Genomic DNA, 19,490 nt, shown 5'->3' with positions numbered 1-19,490 from the left:
GTAAGAAAATCTATTCCTTACGTTTGTATGCTTTAATTAAATGATTCGATTTTATCCATAATTGTTTGTAAATCATCAACATTGTACTGAATACGTCCGTGGAAGACAAACTTATTAAAGAATTCATCTAGTTGTTCAGGACCTACAAGCACTTTGACATTCGATGATTGTGCGTAATTAGAAATTGTCACATCGCCTTCATCTTTAGGATTGAAGTATAAAATTGATGTTGGCGTATATTTCGTATTTAACTCACTTTGTAAATCACCCGCAAGAGTTTGAATTTGTTGAATCTTTTCAGAGTAATTCACAAATGACAATGATTTTTGATCCTCATTTTGATCTAAAACTAATGTTTGTGGACTTGATTGATCTAAATCAAGTGTTTGGAACACTTGTGACATGGTTGGCAACTCTTTGAATTGAGCGCCACTAATACCATTATATACATGCCCTTTCAATAGTTGAGAGTCAATGATATATAATCCTGTTCTAGTTAATACTAAATGACTGATACGCTCTATATTGTTAAATTCATTACTTGGTAAAAAGATATTCGCCATGATGTGCATATCTTCGGGACGAATTCTTTTCTCATTGACAAGTCGTTCACGAATGCCAATTAATCTCATATCTGTAACGTATTCACTTTGATTCTTAGAAAATAGCTTTAATGCATCAATTTCTCTATCTTTACTATTTACTGTCGCATCAAAATCTTCTTTTTGTTTAGTGACAGCCTTTTTATTTTCTACTCTTTCTTTTTCTAAGGCTTCTTCATGAGATTCTTTCAAATGTTGCTCTTTTTCTTTATATTGGGCTTCTGTTTGATTTTTAATTTTCTTTTTACTGCTAATTGCAACTAAAAAGAGAATAAAGAAAAGAATTGCCACAACAATTGCAACGATTAAGCCTATAACTATCGGTGAAGATAAACTCATCACAACAACGCTCCTTTAACCATTTCAATAACTTCCATTATAATAGAAAACACTCAATTTATCGACATTTAATTGATATTTCCTTTCACTCAATTGAAAGCAATGGTTATGCTTCAACCGCATCTTTAAGTAAATTCACTTTGTCTAACTTTTCCCATGGTAGTAAAACATCTGTACGACCAAAATGACCATAAGCAGCAGTTTGTTTATAAATAGGTTGTTTTAAATCTAACATTTTAATAATTCCTGCTGGTCTTAAATCGAAGTGATTTCTAACTGCCTCTACTAATTCAGCTTCTGAAACTTTACCTGTACCAAACGTATCAATAGAAATTGACACAGGTTCTGCAACACCTATGGCATACGCTAATTGTACCTCACATTGATCAGCTAATTCTGCAGCTACAATGTTCTTAGCTACGTATCTTGCAGCATATGCAGCAGAACGGTCTACTTTAGTAGGATCTTTACCACTGAAGCAACCGCCGCCGTGGCGAGCATAACCACCATACGTATCAACAATGATTTTACGTCCTGTTAAACCAGCATCACCTTGTGGTCCACCAATCACAAATCGTCCAGTAGGATTAATAAAGAATTTCGTTTCTTCATCTAATAGATCTTCAGATACTGTTGGATAAATGACGTGTTTTTTAATATCCGCTTCAATTTGTTTAAGTTCTGTATCTTCTGCATGTTGAGTAGATACAACGATGGTATCAATGCGTTTAGGTTGATCATTCTCATCATATTCTACAGTTACTTGAACTTTACCATCAGGACGTAAGTAATTTAAAATTTCATCTTTACGTACATCGGATAAGCGTTTAGCAAGTTGATGTGATAAGAAGATTGGAAGTGGCATGTAAGTATCCGTCTCATTTGTAGCGTAACCGAACATCAAACCTTGATCTCCTGCACCAGTAGCTTCTATTTCTTCTTCAGAAATTTCATTACGATATTCTAGCGCTTTATCTACACCTTGTGCGATATCTGGAGATTGTTCATCAATTGCTGTTAATACAGCCATTGTTTGGTAATCGTATCCATATTTAGCTCTTGTGTAGCCAATATTTTTTATTGTTTCGCGAACTACTTTTGGAATATCTACGTATGTAGAAGTTGAAATTTCACCAGAAATAAGTGCCATACCTGTGGTTACTGTTGTCTCACATGCAACACGTGCATTAGGATCATCTTTAAGAATTTCATCAAGAATGGCATCAGATACTTGGTCTGCAATCTTATCGGGATGACCTTCAGTGACTGATTCTGAAGTAAATAATCGTTTATTATAAGTCATGTTTTGCTCCTTTATATATTGATTACGAAAATTCTCTTTTATGTGTGAGCTAAATAAAAGAGCCTTCTACACTATCAAGATAGAGAGAAGGCTCTTAAACGTCCATTCGCTCTTATCGTTCAGACGATATATGTCTGCAAACGGTTTGGCACCTTTCTTTACTAAAAAGAGGTTGCTGGGTTTCGTTGGGTCCATGTCCCTCCACCACTCAGGATAAGAGAATCCGTTAAAATTAATACTACCGAATTCATAGTTTAATGTCAATTTATGATTTCGCTCTATAGCTTATATTTACTGTGGATTAATCATTGTGTTGTGTTATACTATTTAAATGTAAAGGCTTACATAACTACTATTGCTTTGGAGGGATTGAGTATGTCAGTAGACACATACACAGAAACAATTAAAATTAAAAATTTACTAGAAAAACCATCAACTCAGTTTCAACTCTCAACAACTCAACTTTACAACAAGATTTTAAACAACAATGAAGGACAATTAACTGAATTAGGTGCAGTTAACGCAAGTACGGGGAAATATACTGGCCGTTCACCTAAAGATAAATTCATCGTAACTGAACCTTCATATAGAGATAATGTCAATTGGGGAGACATCAACCAACCGATTGATGAAGAAACATTTTTAAAACTTTACAATAAAGTTTTAGATTATTTGGGTAAGAAAGATGAACTCTATGTATTCAATGGTTATGCGGGAAGTGATAAAGATTCACGTTTAAAGCTAACAGTCATCAACGAATTAGCGTGGCATAACTTATTTGCACATAATATGTTTATTCGTCCAGATTCAAAAGAGGAAGCTAAGAATATCAAACCTAACTTCACAATTGTTTCTGCCCCACACTTTAAAGCAGACCCAGAAGTAGATGGGACTAAATCAGAGACATTTGTCATCATTTCATTCAAACATAAAGTGATTTTAATCGGCGGTACTGAATACGCTGGTGAAATGAAAAAAGGTATCTTCTCAGTAATGAACTACCTATTACCAATGCAAGATATTATGAGTATGCATTGCTCAGCAAATGTTGGAGAAAAAGGTGATGTTGCTTTATTCTTCGGTCTTTCAGGTACAGGTAAAACAACGCTCTCTGCTGATGCAGAACGTAAATTAATTGGGGATGATGAACACGGTTGGAATAAAAATGGCGTGTTCAATATTGAAGGCGGATGTTATGCCAAAGCCATTAACCTCTCTAAAGAAAAAGAACCACAAATTTATAATGCAATTGAATACGGTACTATTTTAGAAAATACAGTCGTTAAAGAAGATGGTACGGTAGATTTTGATGATAATAAATTTACTGAAAATACGCGTGCCGCTTATCCTATTGAACATATTGATAATATCGTTCTACCTTCTAAAGCAGCACATCCAAATACAATTATTTTCTTAACTGCTGATGCCTTTGGTGTCATTCCTCCAATTTCTAAATTGACCAAAGATCAAGCAATGTATCATTTCTTAAGTGGTTTCACATCTAAATTAGCTGGTACTGAACGCGGTGTCACTGAACCGGAACCTTCATTCTCAACTTGTTTCGGCGCACCTTTCTTACCATTAAATCCAACAGTTTACGCTGATTTACTCGGTGAACTTATCGACAAACATAACGTAGATGTTTACTTAGTTAACACTGGTTGGACTGGCGGAAAATACGGTGTAGGCCGTCGTATTAGCTTGCATTATACTCGTCAAATGGTGAACCAAGCGATTTCAGGTCAATTAAAAGACGTCGAATACAAAAAAGATGATACATTCGGTTTAAATATTCCAGTTGAAATTAAAGATGTTCCTAAAACAATCTTAGATCCAGTCAATGCTTGGAGCGATGCGAATAAATATCAAGAACAAGCTCAAGACTTAATTAACCGTTTTGAAGAAAACTTCAAAAAATTCGGTTCTGAAGTTGAACATATTGCTGAAAATGGCGCTTTTAATAAATAAAATTGACAGAATTGAAAAAGGTAGAAAGCACGTAATTTGGGCTTTCTACCTTTTTTCTATTTATTCACCTAGCATTTGCTAGCAGTTTTTACGTTTATGATTTTCAATATTTTCTATCCATTGACGCACTTTATTCAGTGTCTCTTTCATAGCTGGTGGTCTTGGCACATGACCTTCGTTAAATTGATAGAACGTCTCGTAATATGTTCCTTTGGCTTCTAATTTTTCCTCTAAATCATATGCTTGATGAATACCAACTTGCCAGTCCTTTCCACCATGAATAATGAGTATAGGAGGACTGTGTGCATCAATATTTTTTAATGCATCTCTTTTATTATAAGCGTCTATATCTTTCTTAGGATGCCCCACCATTCGACGTAGCATTCCTCTTAAATCCACTCGCTCTTCATACATTAAGTGAATATCAGATACACCGCCCCAAATAATATAGCTATCTACAGGTAAATCTTGAAACGTTAATAATCCTTGAAGCCCACCACGAGAAAATCCAATCATATGAACATGCGCATTAGGATATTGATGATGTAATAATCTTATCAATTGTGTTACATCATTTAAATCTCCACGATAGAATTCATCCTTGCCTTCACTGCCGTTGTTACCGCGATAATAAGGACCAACAACCAATGTATGCGCATCTGCAAACTGCATTAACCTTGCTGCTCTGACACGCCCTACTTGTCCCTTTCCGCCTCTAAGATAAACGGCAATTCGATCTACAGATTGATATGGTGTCATCATCAATGCTTTAACATTTAAATGGTCTACTTGATAAGTAACTTCCTCAAATCGATGTGTATGAGCGTCTATAGGCATTTTCTTAATTTTTGTAAAATCCAAGCGCTCTCACCCTTTCAAGACATTTTAAAATTGTCGCATCTTGCACTAGAAAACTTTGTTTCTCATGGGGTATATCAGTTACATTTTCAAAAAGAGAAGGACCGTTCGTCTCGTAATAAGTATGATGGGCTTCAAAATGACTCACTTCTATGAAAAAGACATCCTTTAAAAATAATTCATCATCATTTGTTGTCACTTCGTATTGTGCAAAGTAATTACAACTTCGAGCAATCGCTCCTGTTTCTTCATACAATTCTCTTAAAACTGCTTCTGAAGGCGTTTCACCTTTCTCTACTTTACCTCCCGGAAATTCAATGCCTCGGATTTTATGTTGTGTAAATAATAACTGATCGTTATACACTGGAATGCTAAGCACGTGATTTCCATTTGGTACATTTGTATGATTCTTATAAGTAAGCGTTACTTCTCTATTATCTTTATCACGAAACTTCACATTCCACACATCCCCTCATACTATGTTAAACTAAATTTATTAAATTAATTGTTGGAGGCGTAATTTCGATGATGAAAAAATTATTTCTAGCGATGGTAGTGTTTTATCAGCGCTTTATATCGCCATTGACACCACCGACCTGTCGATTTTATCCAACATGTTCAGAATATACTAGAGAAGCAATTCAATATCATGGTGCATTTAAAGGCCTTTATCTAGGCATCAGACGTATACTTAAATGTCATCCATTTCATAAAGGCGGCTTTGATCCCGTACCTTTAAAGAAAGAGAAGCATTCATCTACCGAACATAAACATTAAAGTGGCTTTAATTTCGATAGCTCAACTTTAGGGGGAGTGAATTCAATCATTCCCTCTTTTAATATGCCTGAATCTTTAGCTAAATCTTCTTTAAAGTAATACCCTGAAGGCGTAATATCTCCAGGATAATCCCCCTCTTTAGCTAACATCGCTGTAAAATACCGACTTAAGCCAAACTCATACATGCCTCCCACGACGAATTGAATTCCTTTCGCCTTTAATATCTTCATTGCTTCGATGACTTTATCGATACCACCCAATCTAAATGGCTTCAGTACGACCACTTTAACTGGGTATTGATTGACGATGGATACAATGTGCTTGATAGATGTTGCTTTTTCATCAATTGCAATAGAAGGATAATGACTAGCATTCAATTCATTTAATGTATCCAACGACTTAAACGGTTCTTCAATATACAGAATATCTTCCGATTCTAGCTCTGTTATTTCTGAAAATGAATCAACTGTTAGCGATTCATTAGCATCAATTGCAATATCACACTCGAAATCAAGTTGACGTATACGTTTTAAATCTTCAGCTAATTGAGAAGACCATTTAAGTTTAATTCGCTTCGGCTTAGTTCGATATAACGTTAACAATTGCGAGTTGGATAAACCGCTTACTGTTGCACCATATTCAACTGAAAAAGAAGGTAGTGTGTGATACATCTGATACACTGCCATAACAACAGTTGCACGTGTCGCTGGCATAGAATCCAATTCACTTAAATAAGGTAACCATGCGTCGAAAGATGTAAACACCTTTCCAATAATTTGCGATTTCCAAGTATTGATTGTTTCGATTACTCTCTCGATGGTTTCATTATCATACCAATTCGTGGCAAATGCATTACACTCTCCATAATAAGATTGATCATCATGCGTTAGTATTTCGATAATTAAACTTTTACGTTCGTTTAGCTTAATTTTCGGCGTAATCATTGGAGATTGAAAGGGTTCTTCATATTCAAAGAGATTGATAGCTTTAATTTTCATATTTTATACCTTCATTTGTAACTTTATTTCGCTGTAATTTCCCCGTTGATGTATAAGGTAACGTCTCTACTTGATAAAACGCTTTAGGTACTTTATATTTGGCTAAATTTTGTTGAAAATAATCAACTAATTCGCTCTTGTTAATTTCATTTTCAGCAGTAAAATAAAGCACTGGAACTTGACCCCACGTCTCATCAGAAACGCCAATACAAACTGCATCAGAAATATCGTTAAATTGCTTAGCAACAGATTCAATTTGATAAGGGTAAATATTCTCTCCACCACTGATAATTAAATCTTTGCGACGGTCATATACCATGACAAAGCCTTCATTATCTATTTCTGCAATATCACCAGTTTTAAAGAAACCATCTTCAAATGTATCAGTCAAATGCTCAGGATACAAATAACCATTCATTACATTCTCCCCTTTTATAAGGAGTTCTCCGTGACCTAAATGATTCGGATTTTTAATTTTAACCTTTACATTATCACTAGGTTTACCTACAGTGTCATATCTTTGAGATAACATTTTAGGCGAAGCCGTTAGAAACTGGGAACATGTTTCCGTCATTCCAAATGAATTATAAATAGGTAATTGGTAGTTCAGAGCTTGATTGATAAGATGAGATGAAAGCTTCGCACCACCAAGCAAAATCTTTTCTATTGAATAAGGTTGAGTTAATCCAGCATCCATTAACCACTTTAATGTTTGTGGTACTAATGAGACGTGCGTGATGTCTTCATTAATAATGATTTTAAGCATTTTTTTGGTTTTAAATTTTTCAACTATTCGTACTGTGAAACCTTCAATAACTGATCTTAATATGACACTAAGTCCAGAGATATGATAAATAGGCAGCACTGATAACCATTTCGTATCTTGGTCATAACCTAAACTTTGTTTGCATCCTGTCGCACTTGCGAAGTGATTATGAAAGGTTTGAGGTACAGCTTTCTGAGGACCAGTTGTACCGGAAGTAAACATAATAGATGCAATATCATTCATATTAAATTGACTAGACTCAATGTTTTGAGCCTTTAATTTATTAATTGCATCGATATCATAAAGGTTAAAATTGTCTAATTCGAGAGGAATCGTATGTAAGATCGTATCGACATTAACAGAATGCATTTGATTGATGATTTCCTGTTCTGTTAATCGTGTGTTAATCATCGCAATTTCAACACGCGCAAGCCAACATGCGTGAATCAGTATGATAGAATCTAAATCATTCTTAATATATAGCCCTACTCTGTTTTGGCGAAGTGATGTCATACATTGCGCTAATTGATAAACTTGCGTATACAATTCTTCAAATGTAAGCGATTGGTCATCTGTCATTATCGCTATTTTATCTTTATTAATATGAGATTGTTCTTTTAACCAAAAATCCACACGACATTCCTCCAAAAATAAATACAATGTATATTATAACGATTCAGAACATATTTATCAGTACTTTAGCTTGAAATTATGATTGAAGAAATGGATATAAGTTGGAGGTATATGTAGTCGAATATATATTTTGAAAAGTGGAATTCACGTTTATCTAGTTATTAAGGGTGCTGAAAAGTAAATAGTTTAAATTTAGTGAACACCACTCACTAAATTTTTATAAATGTTATATTATGAAGTAAAGTTAACTATGTTAAATTAATAAATAAAAATGAATAACTAAAAATGGTTAATTAAATTCATTTCATTAAAAAATCAAAATAAGTTCAGACAGATAAAAGGAGGAACTTAATATGGCAACGATGATAATGATCTTTCTGTTTGTTTACTCAATTGTCATCACACTCATGTACTTTAAAAAAGATAAGAAATAATGACGTCCCCCTCCGTTCATTACTTACAATTTTAATTAGTATGTGCTAAATTATCTATGTCAGATGACATTAAATAGCATCTCCTCAACTTGATTAAATTTTGGTTGGCTGACCACAATTAATTTTAGCTTGAGGAGATGCTTTTTTATAAACTTAGAACCATTCTGAACCGTACACGTAACGTATAACATAGTTCACATAAAAATAACGCCTATAATGAAATCAATCACTATAAGCGTCTTAACGGAAGGTGAGGGATTCGAACCCTCGAGACGCTTGTGGCGCCTACACACTTTCCAGGCGTGCTCCTTCGGCCAGCTCGGACAACCTTCCCCTATTCTATTTTAATCAAGATATAAAAAAACAGAAGCGATATTTCACTTCTGTTTGTATGACTCCTACGGGACTCGAACCCGTGTTACCGCCGTGAAAGGGCGGTGTCTTAACCGCTTGACCAAGGAGCCATGGCTCCACAGGTAGGATTCGAACCTACGACCGATCGGTTAACAGCCGATAGCTCTACCACTGAGCTACTGTGGATTAATAAAAAATGGAGCGGGTGATGGGAATCGAACCCACAACATCAGCTTGGAAGGCTGAGGTTTTGCCATTAAACTACACCCGCACTGTGTAATACGATTATGGGGCGGTTGAAGGGAATCGAACCCTCGAATGTCGGAACCACAATCCGATGCGTTAACCACTTCGCCACAACCGCCAAAAATAGCGAATGGTTCAGGACAGAGTCGAACTGCCGACACATGGAGCTTCAATCCATTGCTCTACCAACTGAGCTACTGAACCACAATTGTAATGGCGGTCTCGACGGGAATCGAACCCGCGATCTCCTGCGTGACAGGCAGGCGTGTTAACCGCTACACTACGAGACCTATTAAAATGATGTATTGCGGGAGGCGGATTTGAACCACCGACCTTCGGGTTATGAGCCCGACGAGCTACCGAACTGCTCCATCCCGCGCCAATATTATTTTTGACTACCTTATTATCTTACCATTTTCGTCTTTACAATGTCAATACTTTTTTAAAGAAATTTAACATTTCGTTCATTTCAACTTTAAATCAATTTGTGATAATTGAAATGAATGACGTCTCAAATAAGTACTTTATTAGTATATAAATTACAATACATTTCGTCAATATTGTTTTGAAATTAAATTGTGTAAAAAATTACCTCATATATCTTTTTATATTTTTCTTTACTAAAATATATATTTCACAAGTTCATCTACTACTTTTAAAGCACGCTTAGCATTGAGACTATACAATTTACCTTGTCATATAACCTTGCATTCTTGATTGTAAAGAAGTAAATGTTGTGAACCCCTCATCTTCTAGAAAGTGTCCGCCCTCTTCAACGATACGTATTTTTCCATTCAACGTATCCATTAATCTTTTCGTTTCTTTATAAGAGACGTATTTGTCATCTTTTGAAGAAAGTCCATAAAAATGATCGACCTGTGATTTCACTTTTTCATAATTAATAGAAATGCCATCTAAATTTACATTCTCATCGATATCATGAGCATCTTCTTTAAAACCTGCGATGCTAAATAATCCTTCTATATGATGGTCTGTGCCTTCAATAAATTTTAACGCTGCAATGGTACCAAAGCCATGAGTGACAAAGTATGTATCATATTTGCGAATTCGAATTTGATCTTTCATTTGGCTTACCCACTCATCGATTTGAGCATGTGCATCCGCGTCTAAATTAAATAAAGTCACGTGATAACCTTCTAATGTTAAATTATGCTTTAACCATTCATACCAATGGTTTGTGGCATTTCCATATTTTGAATGTACGATAATCACATCTGTCATGTTCTTCACCTCATAAGTTGATTCACTTCATCTCTATTTTAAAATAAAAACACTTTAAAAGGAATGATACTACTGCGATAAACTATCACTCTTTCATAGAGCCAAGTTAAATGCAATCATTCTTATTAAAGTGTTATATAAGATTTACAATTCTTCTAAAATTTCTTCGATAGCGTTCTTACCTTGTTGAATGCAATCCGGTAATCCTACAGCTTCAAAAGGAGCTCCTGTGATACGTAATCTAGGGTACGTGTTTTTAATATGTTGTTGAATTGCTTTAATATTCTTAATATGACCAACATGATATTGAGGCATACTTTTCGGCAAACGATTAACAATTGTAAAATCAGGATCACCTTTAAACGTCATCATCTGACTTAAATCTCGTCTTACAATAGAGACGATTTCGTCATCCGTATGATCATCAACTACAGTATCGCCTGGCTTACCTACGTATGCTCTGATAAGCACTTTCCCTTCTGGAGTGGTAAATGGCCATTTTTTAGATGTCCACGTACAAGCTGTGATATCAGTCTTACTGGTACGTGCGATCACAAATCCTGTGCCATCGTATGTGTTTTCAATATTTTTGTCGTCAAATGCCATCACGACAGTTGCTACAGTAGTTGAATCCATATTATTAAAGTAATCAAATGCTGGATCATGATTGAACCATTTCATAAACACTTGTTGTGGCGTTGTAACTAACACGCCTTCGAAACGCTCGCTCTCATTATCTAACACGATTTCGTAATCTTTTTGATAGACTTTAATATCATTAACTGTCGTATTGTAACGAATATTGACGCCTTTATTTTGCACATCTTTAGCAAGTGCTTCAATAAATGAACTAAGCCCGTGCCTAAATTGTTTAAACTGACCTTTTGGTGCTCCAGGATAAAGTTGACGTCGTTTCACACGTTGTTCTTTCTCATCTTTCATCCCTTTAATCAAGCTTCCAAATTGTTCTTCCTTCTCTTTAAAATTAGGAAACGTACTCATTAAACTTAAATCATCAATATTCGTACCATAAATTCCACCCATCAATGGCTCGATTAAGTTTTCAAGCACTTCATCGCCTAATCTTTGTCTAAAGAAGTCCCCTACAGAAATATCATCTTCAATTTCTATCGGTTTCTTAAACAAATCAAGACCAGCTCTTAATTTACCAAGTGGTGAGATTAACTTCGTTTTTATAAATGGCTTAATATCCGTAGGTATGCCCATGATTGAACCACCTGGAATCGGATATAACTTGTTCTTAGCAAATATATACGATTGACCTGTAGTATTGGTAATTAAATCGTTTTCCAAACCAATGTCTTTAGCAAGATCTGTCATAATCGTCTTACGTCCTAAATAAGATTCTGGACCTAATTCAATTGTATATCCATCCTCGCGATATGTTTGTATTTTACCACCTGGACGATTGGACGCTTCAAATATCGTTACTTCTACTGAAGGATCTTGCTTTTTAATAAAATATGCACTCGATAAACCTGTAATTCCAGCTCCAATAATTGCAATTCTTTTACTCAATTGTTTCACGCTTCCTTTCAGACCCGTAAAAATCTATCCTGAAAATGTGTATTATTCTTAAATTTAATTTCCTCAAAAATGAGGCTGGGACATCATTGATTATCTCAGCCTCATTTAACATATTGGCAATAGAACTCCAAATTGAAAATATTCTTATTTTAAGTTTCTCTCAATACCTGCCATCACTACCAAGGTGCGATAATACAAATAATATTGCTAAATGTTATTTGTGTTCCGCTCCTATTCAACATTATATATATATGCTTTTAACATTATTTTAAAAATGCGCTTTAATTTCGTCAACAATGGCACCGATAAATAAAGGATCCGTATTCGGCATATCTGGACGATAGTAATTGGCGCCTACTTCATCACACACGACTTTACATTCGTGGTCGTTATCATAAAGAACTTCTAAATGTTCACATACGAAACCGACTGGCGTGTAGATAAAGTTTTTAAAATGATGTTTATTGTATAAATCACGAGTAAGATCTTGAACGTCTGGTCCTAACCAAGGTGTTCCAGTATTCCCTTCAGATTGCCAACCTTCAGCCACGTGAATGATATTGGAATCTTGTTTAAGTATCTGAGCAGTTTCATGTAATTCGTCTGGATAAGGATCATTATTACGCTCAATCAATCCTTTAGGTAAACTGTGAGCTGAAACAACTAACACCGTTTCATCATGCTCATTTTCTGGAATTTGATTCAATGTTTCATTAATTTGATCAGTCCAGTATTTAATAAATTTAGGTTGATGATAATAATGCTTAATGTGCGTAAGCTTCATACCATATTTGTCCGCTTCCTCTTGCGCACGATCATCATATGAACCGACAGAGAAACTTGAATAATGCGGTGCTAAAACTACTGTGACAGCTTCTTCAATACCATCTTCATGCATTTTCTTGACTGCATCCTCAATATACGGAGAAATATGTTTTAAGCCTAAATATAATTTGAAATTCACATCATTATACGTTTCATTTAAAGCTTGAGTTAACGCTTCAGCTTGTCTATCTGTAGTCCCTGCTAAAGGTGATAAACCTCCGATAAATTCATAACGATCTTTTAAATCTTGTAGTTCTTCTTCAGTTGGTCTTTTACCGTGTCTAATATCAGTATAATACGGCTCGATATCACTCTCTTTATACGGTGTACCGTATGCCATTACTAATAATCCAATTGTTTTACTCATTGATAAAACCTTCCTTTAATTGTTAGTTATCGTTACTTAAGTAAGGTTTGGGAGACACCAAATCTTCAAAAGAACTATTTTTGAGTATATTGATGAACAAACGCGCTCACTTTTCTTAATGTTTCTGGTTTCACTTCAGGAAATACACCATGACCTAAATTGAATATATGTTTACCACGATTCATCCCCTGGTCAAGTATTTCCTTCAAACGTGTTTCTATAACATCCCAAGGTGCTAATAATAATGAAGGATCTAGATTACCTTGCAATGTCTTTTTGACTCCCATATCATCAGCTTGTTTAATTGAAGTTCTCCAATCAAGTCCTAGCACATCTATTGGTAAATCATTCCATTCATTAATTAAGTGGCTCGCACCTACTCCGAAAAGAATCACCGGTACATCATGGTGGGCTTTAATTCCACTGATTAATTTTTCCATGGCAGGTTTAATATAGTAATTATAATCTTGTGTGTTTAATGCACCTACCCATGAATCAAAGATTTGAATCAATTCAGCACCTGCTTCAATTTGAGCAACTACATATGTGATTGAAATATCAACAAGATGATTCATTAAAGCAAACCATGTTTCTTCATCACTATACATCATCGCTTTAGTGAAATTATAATTCTTAGAAGGACCCCCTTCAATCATGTAAGATGCTAATGTAAATGGCGCACCTGTGAATCCAATTAATGGTACATTAAGTTTCTCTTCTGTAAGAAGCTTAATCGTATCTAACACGTAAGGCACGTCACGTTTAGGGTCTATTTGAGATAACTTTTCAACATCTTGAACCGATTTAATAGGATTAGAAATCACTGGCCCTATACCAGATTTAATATCTACATCTACACCTATTGGTTTTAAAGGTGTCATAATATCTTTATAAAGAACTGCCGCATCAGTCTGATAATTGTCCACAGGCAACTGTGTGACATAAGCACATAATTCTGGTTGATGCGTAATTTCGAAAAGTGAATATTTTTCTTTTAATTTGCGATACTCAGGTTGTGAACGTCCTGCTTGACGCATAAACCACACGGGTGTGTGTGACGTTGTTTCACCTTTTATTGTCTTTAAAATCGTATCGTTTTTACTATGCACCTTCGCGTCCTCCTACATTAAAATCATTCTTATCTATAATAGCATATTGTACGCAATTTCGTATTTTATTATGCTTAAATGTCATAAAAAAGACATAGTACTTTTATTTGTAAATCCTAGTTTTATAAAGTTTAAAATAATACTTTATTTTTATTAAAAATCGGGTATTTATTTCGTGGACATTCTAATAAAGTTAAACTAAATATTTAATTATATTTTTAGTTGAATTTGTAATTTTATGAAGAATTCTATTACTTTTTATTAGAAAATCTAGAGTTTTGTTGTAGCAAAAGAAATATTATAATCGTATAATAAATTAAAACAAGGGAGGAATGTATCATGAATTTATATACATCTTATGGGACATACGGATTTTTAAATCAAATTAAACTTAATAATCCTGATCATCAACTATTCCAATTCTCAGCATCTGATACTTCAGTCATTTTAGAAGAAACAGATGAAAAATCTGTTCTCAAACATCCAAGCTCTTATAATGTGCTTTATAGTGTTGGAGATTTTAATGAAGATCATTTCTACTGTGCAATGTTTATTCCTTCTTCTGAGGATCATAGTAATCAATTAGAGAAAAAGTTATTGCATTTAGGTGCACCATTTGAATCATTTGCTGGATTCAAAAGTTATCGATTACTTAGACCGTTAGAAGGTAATACTTATAAAATTTATTTTGGATTTGCGAGTCGCACTGCTTACGAAGATTTTAAAGCTTCTGATATTTTCAATGATAATTTCTCAAAAGTGGCTTTAAGTCAATTCTTTGGTGCAAGTGGGCAGCATTCTAGCTATTTCGAAAGATACTTATATCCAATTGAAGAACAGTAATAACATAAAATAGCTTTGGACAGCGTTGTCCAAAAATAATAGCAGTAAGTTGATTTCAATTAGAAATCTTCTTACTGCTTTTTTTAATTCAATACTTCGTATTGCTTAGCTCCCTTGCCGCGGGCATGGCTTGGGAGTGATACAGAATTCTAGAATTTAAGAATTCGTATTATCACCCCCGCAAGGATGATTAGATGTTGAGCTATTTTATGAGCTCAATATCAATCAGCTACTGCGTAGCCTGTCTTTTAAAAAATCAACTGTCTTACAAGTAGTCTCAAGACGCATGCTATTCCTGCAGGCGTGTCGCCATCAATACTTCGCTTATCTTTAAAAAATGGGCTTGTTGCCCAAAATTTTTAATCTCTTAATAGTGTTTCTTGGTATTTCAGTTTCTTCACAGTACTTCTAATCGTTAACCACCCTACTATAAAGAATACGATTGCGAAAAAGAATAATGCAGGATGTTTAATCACGAATGCAATGGTAAATATCGTTCCTACTATGATCATCAGACGATATAAAAATTGTTCATATCCTTTAATCACTTTTGTGTCAGGTACTGGCCACACTTGAGGCCATAATCCATAAGCTTGTTGTGTATAAAACTGAGACATTTGTAATAAGGTAATATACATAAATAAGCTTCCTATTATTATAGAAACGAAAGGATTAGATAGCCATATCATTAGCACTAAAGCAATGATGACTAATCTAAGTATGATACTAAACGCATCTCTCCCTCTCACAAAGCTTCTCACAAATAAGAATAAGTACATACGATTCTCATTAAACTTCTTACCTTTAGGTTTAGAAAGTAAGAAATCTAAATAACTTCTTCGTACTGCAGTTGCTCTTAAATGTTTCACATCCGTAAACATATTTACGAATTTATAATAATTTGTGTGATGTTGTTGCTCAATCGCTATCATTTTTTCCCATGGATACAATTGCTTTTTGCTTTTCATTTTCAAAATAAAGAAAAGACCAACTAAAATAAGAATAAAAATAATCGCCAAATAATTATGAAATCTTAAAGTTAAATAATACATTAAAGCAAATAATACAAATAAAGTTAAATTAACAGTCCACGTCGATAATTTCAATTTCAACCATTGCCACTTGACCAATAAGCCTATATAAGGAAATATTAAGGCACTTATAGCAAATGCAATGTAAAATCCAAAATGATGGTTATTTAATTTATAAAAAAGTGGAAATAGCACAATAATAAGTATGATTTGCAAGAAAATTCTAGCACTATAGCTATAAATTAAACTTACTTTCATATAATCTTGCATATGCTTTTCAAATGGTAATAGAAAAATTCTATCGGCGTCCTTCAATAATGTACGTATTGGAAATAATGATATAAACGCTACTACTATACTTGAGAATAAAGCATAATCAATGTGTTTAGGAATATGCTGTAGCCATTCACCATAACCAAAAATAAACGCGCCTAATAAAATAAGTAAAAACACAGTAAAGTGACCATTAAATATAAATTTATTATAATAGCTTTTTTCTTTACGAATCGCCTTGTATCTTTTATTGAACAAGGTTAATGCTTCATTAGTCATAGGCATTGCCACCTTGTGTCACATGGATATAGATGTCATCTAACGACTGCTCTTTTAATCCTGTTTGTTCACGCAATTCTTCAAGATTGCCGAATGCCACCACTTTTCCATGGTCTAAAATAATAAATCGATCACAATAGCGCTCTGCAGTAGCTAATATATGTGTACTCATTAAAACTGTGCGATTTTCATTTTTCTTTTCTACCATTAAATCAAGCATGGATTGTATTCCTAATGGGTCTAAACCTAAAAATGGTTCATCAATGATATATAATTCAGGATCGACGATAAATGCACAGATAATCATTACCTTTTGCTTCATACCTTTAGAAAAGTGACTAGGAAACACTTTTAATTCATTTTCTAAACGAAAAACCTTTAATAACGGTTCTGCACGTCGCATAGCTTCTTCTCTACTTAAGTGATAAGCCATTGCTGTCATTTCAATATGCTCTTCTAATGTCAATTCTTCATATATCACTGGTGCTTCTGGTATATAAGATAATTTTCTTCTATAAACTTCAATATCATCATTAATATTTGTATCTGAAATGGATAAAGATCCTTCCATAGGATTCAGTAATCCTAGCATGTGTTTAATCGTTGTACTTTTTCCTGCTCCGTTAAGACCTATTAAGCCAACGATTTCGCCTTTATTCAATTCAAAATTAATATCTTTAATCACAGGTCGTTTGCCATATCCCCCGGTAAGATGTTCAACTTTTACTGTCATAAGGCACCTCCATGCCAACTATTGTACCAAAAAAAGTGCTGCAAACCTAAAATTAGCATTGCTATGATGTTGTTTTATATGTAGGAATGCTATAATAATGACTATCACATGTTATAGAGGAGTGTCGTGCTATGTCAGAAACTATTTTCAGTAAAATTATTTCTGGAGAGATTCCAAGTTTTAAAATTTATGAAAATGATTACGTTTATGCCTTTCTTGATATTTCACAAGTGACTAAAGGTCATACATTATTGGTACCAAAAAAGGCTTCAGCAAATATTTATGAGACAGATGAAGAAACAATGAAACATATTGGCGTAGCTTTACCAAAAGTAGCAAATGCGATTAAAGCTGCTTTTAACCCGGATGGCTTAAATATCATACAAAATAATGGAGAATTTGCAGATCAATCTGTCTTCCATTTACACTTCCATCTTATTCCAAGATATGAGAATGATATAGATGGCTTTGGTTATAAATGGGAAACTCATGAAGATACAATTGATGATGAGGCTAAAAAAGAAATCGCTAAACAAATTCAAGCACAATTTTAATAATCATGCATATTCCTTGTTATACTGGGTATGATAAAAATAATACAATTATCCGACATATAAAGTGAGGAGAATAAGAATGAAAGTCACAAGAATATTATTTGGCTTAGGTGTAGGTGCTGCAGCTGGATTTGCAGTCGCTTTAAGAAACCGTGACGACCATAGTGTAAAACATAATACGATTGATGCTAGCCAACCCACTGGTGCACAATCAGAACTTGAACGTGAAATTGAGAATATGAAACAAACATTTAACGATATTCTTAATTATGGTTCACAAATCAAAAATGAAAGCGTTGAATATGGTAGTTCAATTGGTGATGAATTTAAAGACTTAATTGGTAACTTTAAATCAGACATTAATCCTAATATCGAAAAACTACAATCACATATAGAGAATTTACAAAATCGCGGAGAAGACATGAGTAATGCTTTCTCAAAAGATAAGTAATTAAATTATTGTGAGCTATGGGTCGAGCCCATAGCTTTTTTATTTTCAACTATAATAACGCGTATAAACACGAATGATATTTAAGCGCCCTCTTTTTATCAATGTCTATACTTATAAGGCCTTGACTATTCTCATAAAGACGTAGATAATACGTAACGAACATTAACATAGAGATGAGGATTAAATTATGTTTTTATGTACTCGACAAATTGATATTCATGCGAGATTCGGTATTCAGAGAATCACATTTATAAGTATTGTAGCTACAATCATCACTTTTTTAGTCAGTTACGAGATCATGTATTATTTCTCTAACACACCACTCTCTGACAAACACTTTCTGATTTTATTATTATTTATCGTACTCATGTACCCTATTCATAAAGTGATGCATTTAGTTTTCTTTTTACCATTTTATAAATCGTTTAGAGTTCATAAATTAGTAAATAAAAAGTGGCTTCCATATTTTAATACATATGTGAATACACCTATCCATAAAATTTATTATTGTATTAATTTAATTTTACCTATTATTGTATTATCTGGCATATTCATATTATTGAGTATTCATTTTCCACAGTATGGTCATTACTTCATGTTCTTACTTTCGTTAAATATTGGGTTCTCAATGATGGATATTTTATATTTAAAAATATTGCTATTTTCAAATGATGGTCATTATGTCGAAGAACATCAGTCTGGGCTTCATATTTTAAATAAAGTAAATAATCCTCGTGCCACTAGAACATCTCTTTAAAAAGTATTTAAACATTCATTTGTGAATTTATATTGAATTTTCATAAATATAAACATAGTATTCAATTTAGAACATTATAAAATTTAGTTCATTCTCCCCCTTTCCTAGTCATACTATAGTCCTAGGAAGGGGGTTTCTAATTGGTAGTCATTCAATAATATGTTATATTTACGATGATTAATACATAAAGGAGCTATCAA

The 19,490-nt window shown here is 33.8% G+C and carries 18 protein-coding genes, 8 tRNA genes and 1 riboswitch; of the genes, 6 read left to right on the top strand and 20 right to left on the bottom strand.

Features of this window, described 5'->3' with window-relative positions:
- Nucleotides 1-32: 32 nt before the first annotated feature.
- Nucleotides 33-941 carry a nuclease-related domain-containing protein gene (locus JMUB898_RS05530; RefSeq protein ID WP_002443505.1) on the bottom strand — a complete coding sequence of 303 codons (909 nt, stop codon included), beginning with the start codon at nt 939-941 and terminating at the stop codon, nt 33-35.
- Between the two features lie 106 nt (nt 942-1,047).
- Nucleotides 1,048-2,244, bottom strand: a complete 1,197-nt coding sequence (gene metK, locus JMUB898_RS05525; RefSeq protein WP_044466753.1) for a methionine adenosyltransferase — start codon at nt 2,242-2,244, stop codon at nt 1,048-1,050.
- A 109-nt stretch (nt 2,245-2,353) separates the two neighbouring features.
- Nucleotides 2,354-2,464: riboswitch (SAM riboswitch) on the bottom strand.
- A gap of 155 nt (nt 2,465-2,619) precedes the next feature.
- On the opposite strand from metK, the gene pckA reads away from it, so the two are divergent.
- Nucleotides 2,620-4,212: a phosphoenolpyruvate carboxykinase (ATP) gene (pckA, locus tag JMUB898_RS05520; protein ID WP_002443508.1), complete on the top strand. Its 1,593-nt coding sequence runs from the start codon at nt 2,620-2,622 to the stop codon at nt 4,210-4,212.
- 78 nt (nt 4,213-4,290) lie between these two features.
- Here pckA and JMUB898_RS05515 read toward each other — a convergent pair whose 3' ends face one another.
- Both JMUB898_RS05515 and ytkD read right to left on the bottom strand, forming a co-directional pair.
- On the bottom strand, nt 4,291-5,073 hold the full coding sequence (locus tag JMUB898_RS05515; protein ID WP_002443510.1) for an alpha/beta hydrolase family protein: 783 nt from the start codon (nt 5,071-5,073) through the stop codon (nt 4,291-4,293).
- Nucleotides 5,054-5,527 (bottom strand): RNA deprotection pyrophosphohydrolase, encoded by a 474-nt coding sequence (ytkD, locus tag JMUB898_RS05510; protein WP_037541521.1) that lies wholly within the window; start codon nt 5,525-5,527, stop codon nt 5,054-5,056. The genes JMUB898_RS05515 and ytkD overlap by 20 nt, the downstream gene beginning before the upstream one ends.
- A 71-nt stretch (nt 5,528-5,598) precedes the next feature.
- Here ytkD and yidD point away from each other — a divergent pair, with 71 nt between their 5' ends.
- A complete protein-coding gene (gene yidD, locus JMUB898_RS05505; RefSeq protein ID WP_037541567.1) occupies nt 5,599-5,847 on the top strand; it encodes a membrane protein insertion efficiency factor YidD in 249 nt (82 codons plus the stop codon).
- Here yidD and menC read toward each other — a convergent pair.
- The 14 genes from menC to hemE form a co-directional block, all read right to left on the bottom strand.
- On the bottom strand, nt 5,844-6,845 hold the full coding sequence (gene menC / locus JMUB898_RS05500; protein ID WP_002443516.1) for an o-succinylbenzoate synthase: 1,002 nt from the start codon (nt 6,843-6,845) through the stop codon (nt 5,844-5,846). The two genes, yidD and menC, sit on opposite strands and share 4 nt — an antisense overlap.
- Nucleotides 6,835-8,244, bottom strand: coding sequence for an o-succinylbenzoate--CoA ligase (gene menE / locus JMUB898_RS05495; RefSeq protein ID WP_002443518.1), 1,410 nt, complete (start codon nt 8,242-8,244; stop codon nt 6,835-6,837). The genes menC and menE overlap by 11 nt, the downstream gene beginning before the upstream one ends.
- A 678-nt stretch (nt 8,245-8,922) precedes the next feature.
- Nucleotides 8,923-9,011, bottom strand: a tRNA-Ser gene (locus tag JMUB898_RS05485).
- A gap of 59 nt (nt 9,012-9,070) precedes the next feature.
- Nucleotides 9,071-9,142: transfer RNA gene (locus tag JMUB898_RS05480), tRNA-Glu, on the bottom strand.
- Nucleotide 9,143: 1 nt separating this feature from the next.
- A tRNA-Asn gene (locus JMUB898_RS05475) sits at nt 9,144-9,218 on the bottom strand.
- Nucleotides 9,219-9,229: 11 nt separating this feature from the next.
- A tRNA-Gly gene (locus tag JMUB898_RS05470) sits at nt 9,230-9,303 on the bottom strand.
- A 17-nt stretch (nt 9,304-9,320) separates the two neighbouring features.
- Nucleotides 9,321-9,396: transfer RNA gene (locus JMUB898_RS05465), tRNA-His, on the bottom strand.
- Nucleotides 9,397-9,409: 13 nt separating this feature from the next.
- A tRNA-Phe gene (locus tag JMUB898_RS05460) sits at nt 9,410-9,482 on the bottom strand.
- A gap of 10 nt (nt 9,483-9,492) precedes the next feature.
- Nucleotides 9,493-9,568, bottom strand: a tRNA-Asp gene (locus JMUB898_RS05455).
- 15 nt (nt 9,569-9,583) lie between these two features.
- A tRNA-Met gene (locus tag JMUB898_RS05450) sits at nt 9,584-9,657 on the bottom strand.
- Between the two features lie 308 nt (nt 9,658-9,965).
- Nucleotides 9,966-10,520 (bottom strand): RBBP9/YdeN family alpha/beta hydrolase, encoded by a 555-nt coding sequence (locus JMUB898_RS05445; RefSeq protein ID WP_002443520.1) that lies wholly within the window; start codon nt 10,518-10,520, stop codon nt 9,966-9,968.
- A 144-nt stretch (nt 10,521-10,664) separates the two neighbouring features.
- Nucleotides 10,665-12,059: a protoporphyrinogen oxidase gene (gene hemY, locus JMUB898_RS05440; protein ID WP_044466431.1), complete on the bottom strand. Its 1,395-nt coding sequence runs from the start codon at nt 12,057-12,059 to the stop codon at nt 10,665-10,667.
- Nucleotides 12,060-12,336: 277 nt separating this feature from the next.
- Entirely contained in the window at nt 12,337-13,260 is a 924-nt protein-coding gene (gene hemH / locus JMUB898_RS05435; protein WP_002443527.1) for a ferrochelatase, read from the bottom strand.
- A gap of 74 nt (nt 13,261-13,334) precedes the next feature.
- Nucleotides 13,335-14,369, bottom strand: coding sequence for a uroporphyrinogen decarboxylase (gene hemE / locus JMUB898_RS05430; protein WP_002443529.1), 1,035 nt, complete (start codon nt 14,367-14,369; stop codon nt 13,335-13,337).
- Between the two features lie 339 nt (nt 14,370-14,708).
- Between hemE and traP the strand changes: the two genes are divergently transcribed.
- A complete protein-coding gene (gene traP, locus JMUB898_RS05425) occupies nt 14,709-15,212 on the top strand; it encodes a signal transduction protein TRAP (protein WP_002443532.1) in 504 nt (167 codons plus the stop codon).
- Nucleotides 15,213-15,571: 359 nt separating this feature from the next.
- Here traP and ecsB read toward each other — a convergent pair whose 3' ends face one another.
- The gene (ecsB, locus tag JMUB898_RS05420) at nt 15,572-16,795 is read right to left on the bottom strand and encodes an ABC transporter permease EcsB (protein WP_002443534.1); all 1,224 of its coding nucleotides are present in this window, start codon (nt 16,793-16,795) and stop codon (nt 15,572-15,574) included.
- Nucleotides 16,788-17,528, bottom strand: coding sequence for an ABC transporter ATP-binding protein EcsA (gene ecsA, locus JMUB898_RS05415; protein ID WP_002443536.1), 741 nt, complete (start codon nt 17,526-17,528; stop codon nt 16,788-16,790). Before ecsA ends, ecsB begins: the two co-directional genes overlap by 8 nt.
- Before the next feature lie 131 nt (nt 17,529-17,659).
- On the opposite strand from ecsA, the gene JMUB898_RS05410 reads away from it, so the two are divergent.
- The 3 genes from JMUB898_RS05410 to JMUB898_RS05400 all read left to right on the top strand — a co-directional run bounded on the left by JMUB898_RS05410 (nt 17,660) and on the right by JMUB898_RS05400 (nt 19,290).
- On the top strand, nt 17,660-18,082 hold the full coding sequence (locus tag JMUB898_RS05410; RefSeq protein WP_002443538.1) for an HIT family protein: 423 nt from the start codon (nt 17,660-17,662) through the stop codon (nt 18,080-18,082).
- A 79-nt stretch (nt 18,083-18,161) separates the two neighbouring features.
- Nucleotides 18,162-18,533 carry a YtxH domain-containing protein gene (locus JMUB898_RS05405; RefSeq protein ID WP_002443539.1) on the top strand — a complete coding sequence of 124 codons (372 nt, stop codon included), beginning with the start codon at nt 18,162-18,164 and terminating at the stop codon, nt 18,531-18,533.
- A gap of 187 nt (nt 18,534-18,720) precedes the next feature.
- Complete coding sequence (locus tag JMUB898_RS05400) at nt 18,721-19,290, top strand: DUF3267 domain-containing protein (RefSeq protein ID WP_002443541.1); 570 nt, start codon at nt 18,721-18,723, stop codon at nt 19,288-19,290.
- The last annotated feature ends 200 nt before the right edge of the window (nt 19,291-19,490 follow it).

Origin of the sequence: Staphylococcus caprae, assembly GCF_003966625.1 — a bacterium.
Classification (GTDB): Bacteria; Bacillota; Bacilli; order Staphylococcales; family Staphylococcaceae; genus Staphylococcus; species Staphylococcus caprae.
This window is presented reverse-complemented; position numbering and strand designations above follow the sequence as displayed.

Coding starts and splice junctions, on each gene's coding strand:
- JMUB898_RS05530 (WP_002443505.1), bottom strand. CDS start 941: ATGAGTTTATCTTCACCGATAGTTATAGGCTTAATCGTTGCAATTGTT.
- metK (WP_044466753.1), bottom strand. CDS start 2,244: ATGACTTATAATAAACGATTATTTACTTCAGAATCAGTCACTGAAGGT.
- pckA (WP_002443508.1), top strand. CDS start 2,620: ATGTCAGTAGACACATACACAGAAACAATTAAAATTAAAAATTTACTA.
- yidD (WP_037541567.1), top strand. CDS start 5,599: ATGAAAAAATTATTTCTAGCGATGGTAGTGTTTTATCAGCGCTTTATA.
- menC (WP_002443516.1), bottom strand. CDS start 6,845: ATGAAAATTAAAGCTATCAATCTCTTTGAATATGAAGAACCCTTTCAA.
- JMUB898_RS05445 (WP_002443520.1), bottom strand. CDS start 10,520: ATGACAGATGTGATTATCGTACATTCAAAATATGGAAATGCCACAAAC.
- hemH (WP_002443527.1), bottom strand. CDS start 13,260: ATGAGTAAAACAATTGGATTATTAGTAATGGCATACGGTACACCGTAT.
- traP (WP_002443532.1), top strand. CDS start 14,709: ATGAATTTATATACATCTTATGGGACATACGGATTTTTAAATCAAATT.
- ecsB (WP_002443534.1), bottom strand. CDS start 16,795: ATGACTAATGAAGCATTAACCTTGTTCAATAAAAGATACAAGGCGATT.
- ecsA (WP_002443536.1), bottom strand. CDS start 17,528: ATGACAGTAAAAGTTGAACATCTTACCGGGGGATATGGCAAACGACCT.
- JMUB898_RS05410 (WP_002443538.1), top strand. CDS start 17,660: ATGTCAGAAACTATTTTCAGTAAAATTATTTCTGGAGAGATTCCAAGT.
- JMUB898_RS05405 (WP_002443539.1), top strand. CDS start 18,162: ATGAAAGTCACAAGAATATTATTTGGCTTAGGTGTAGGTGCTGCAGCT.
- JMUB898_RS05400 (WP_002443541.1), top strand. CDS start 18,721: ATGTTTTTATGTACTCGACAAATTGATATTCATGCGAGATTCGGTATT.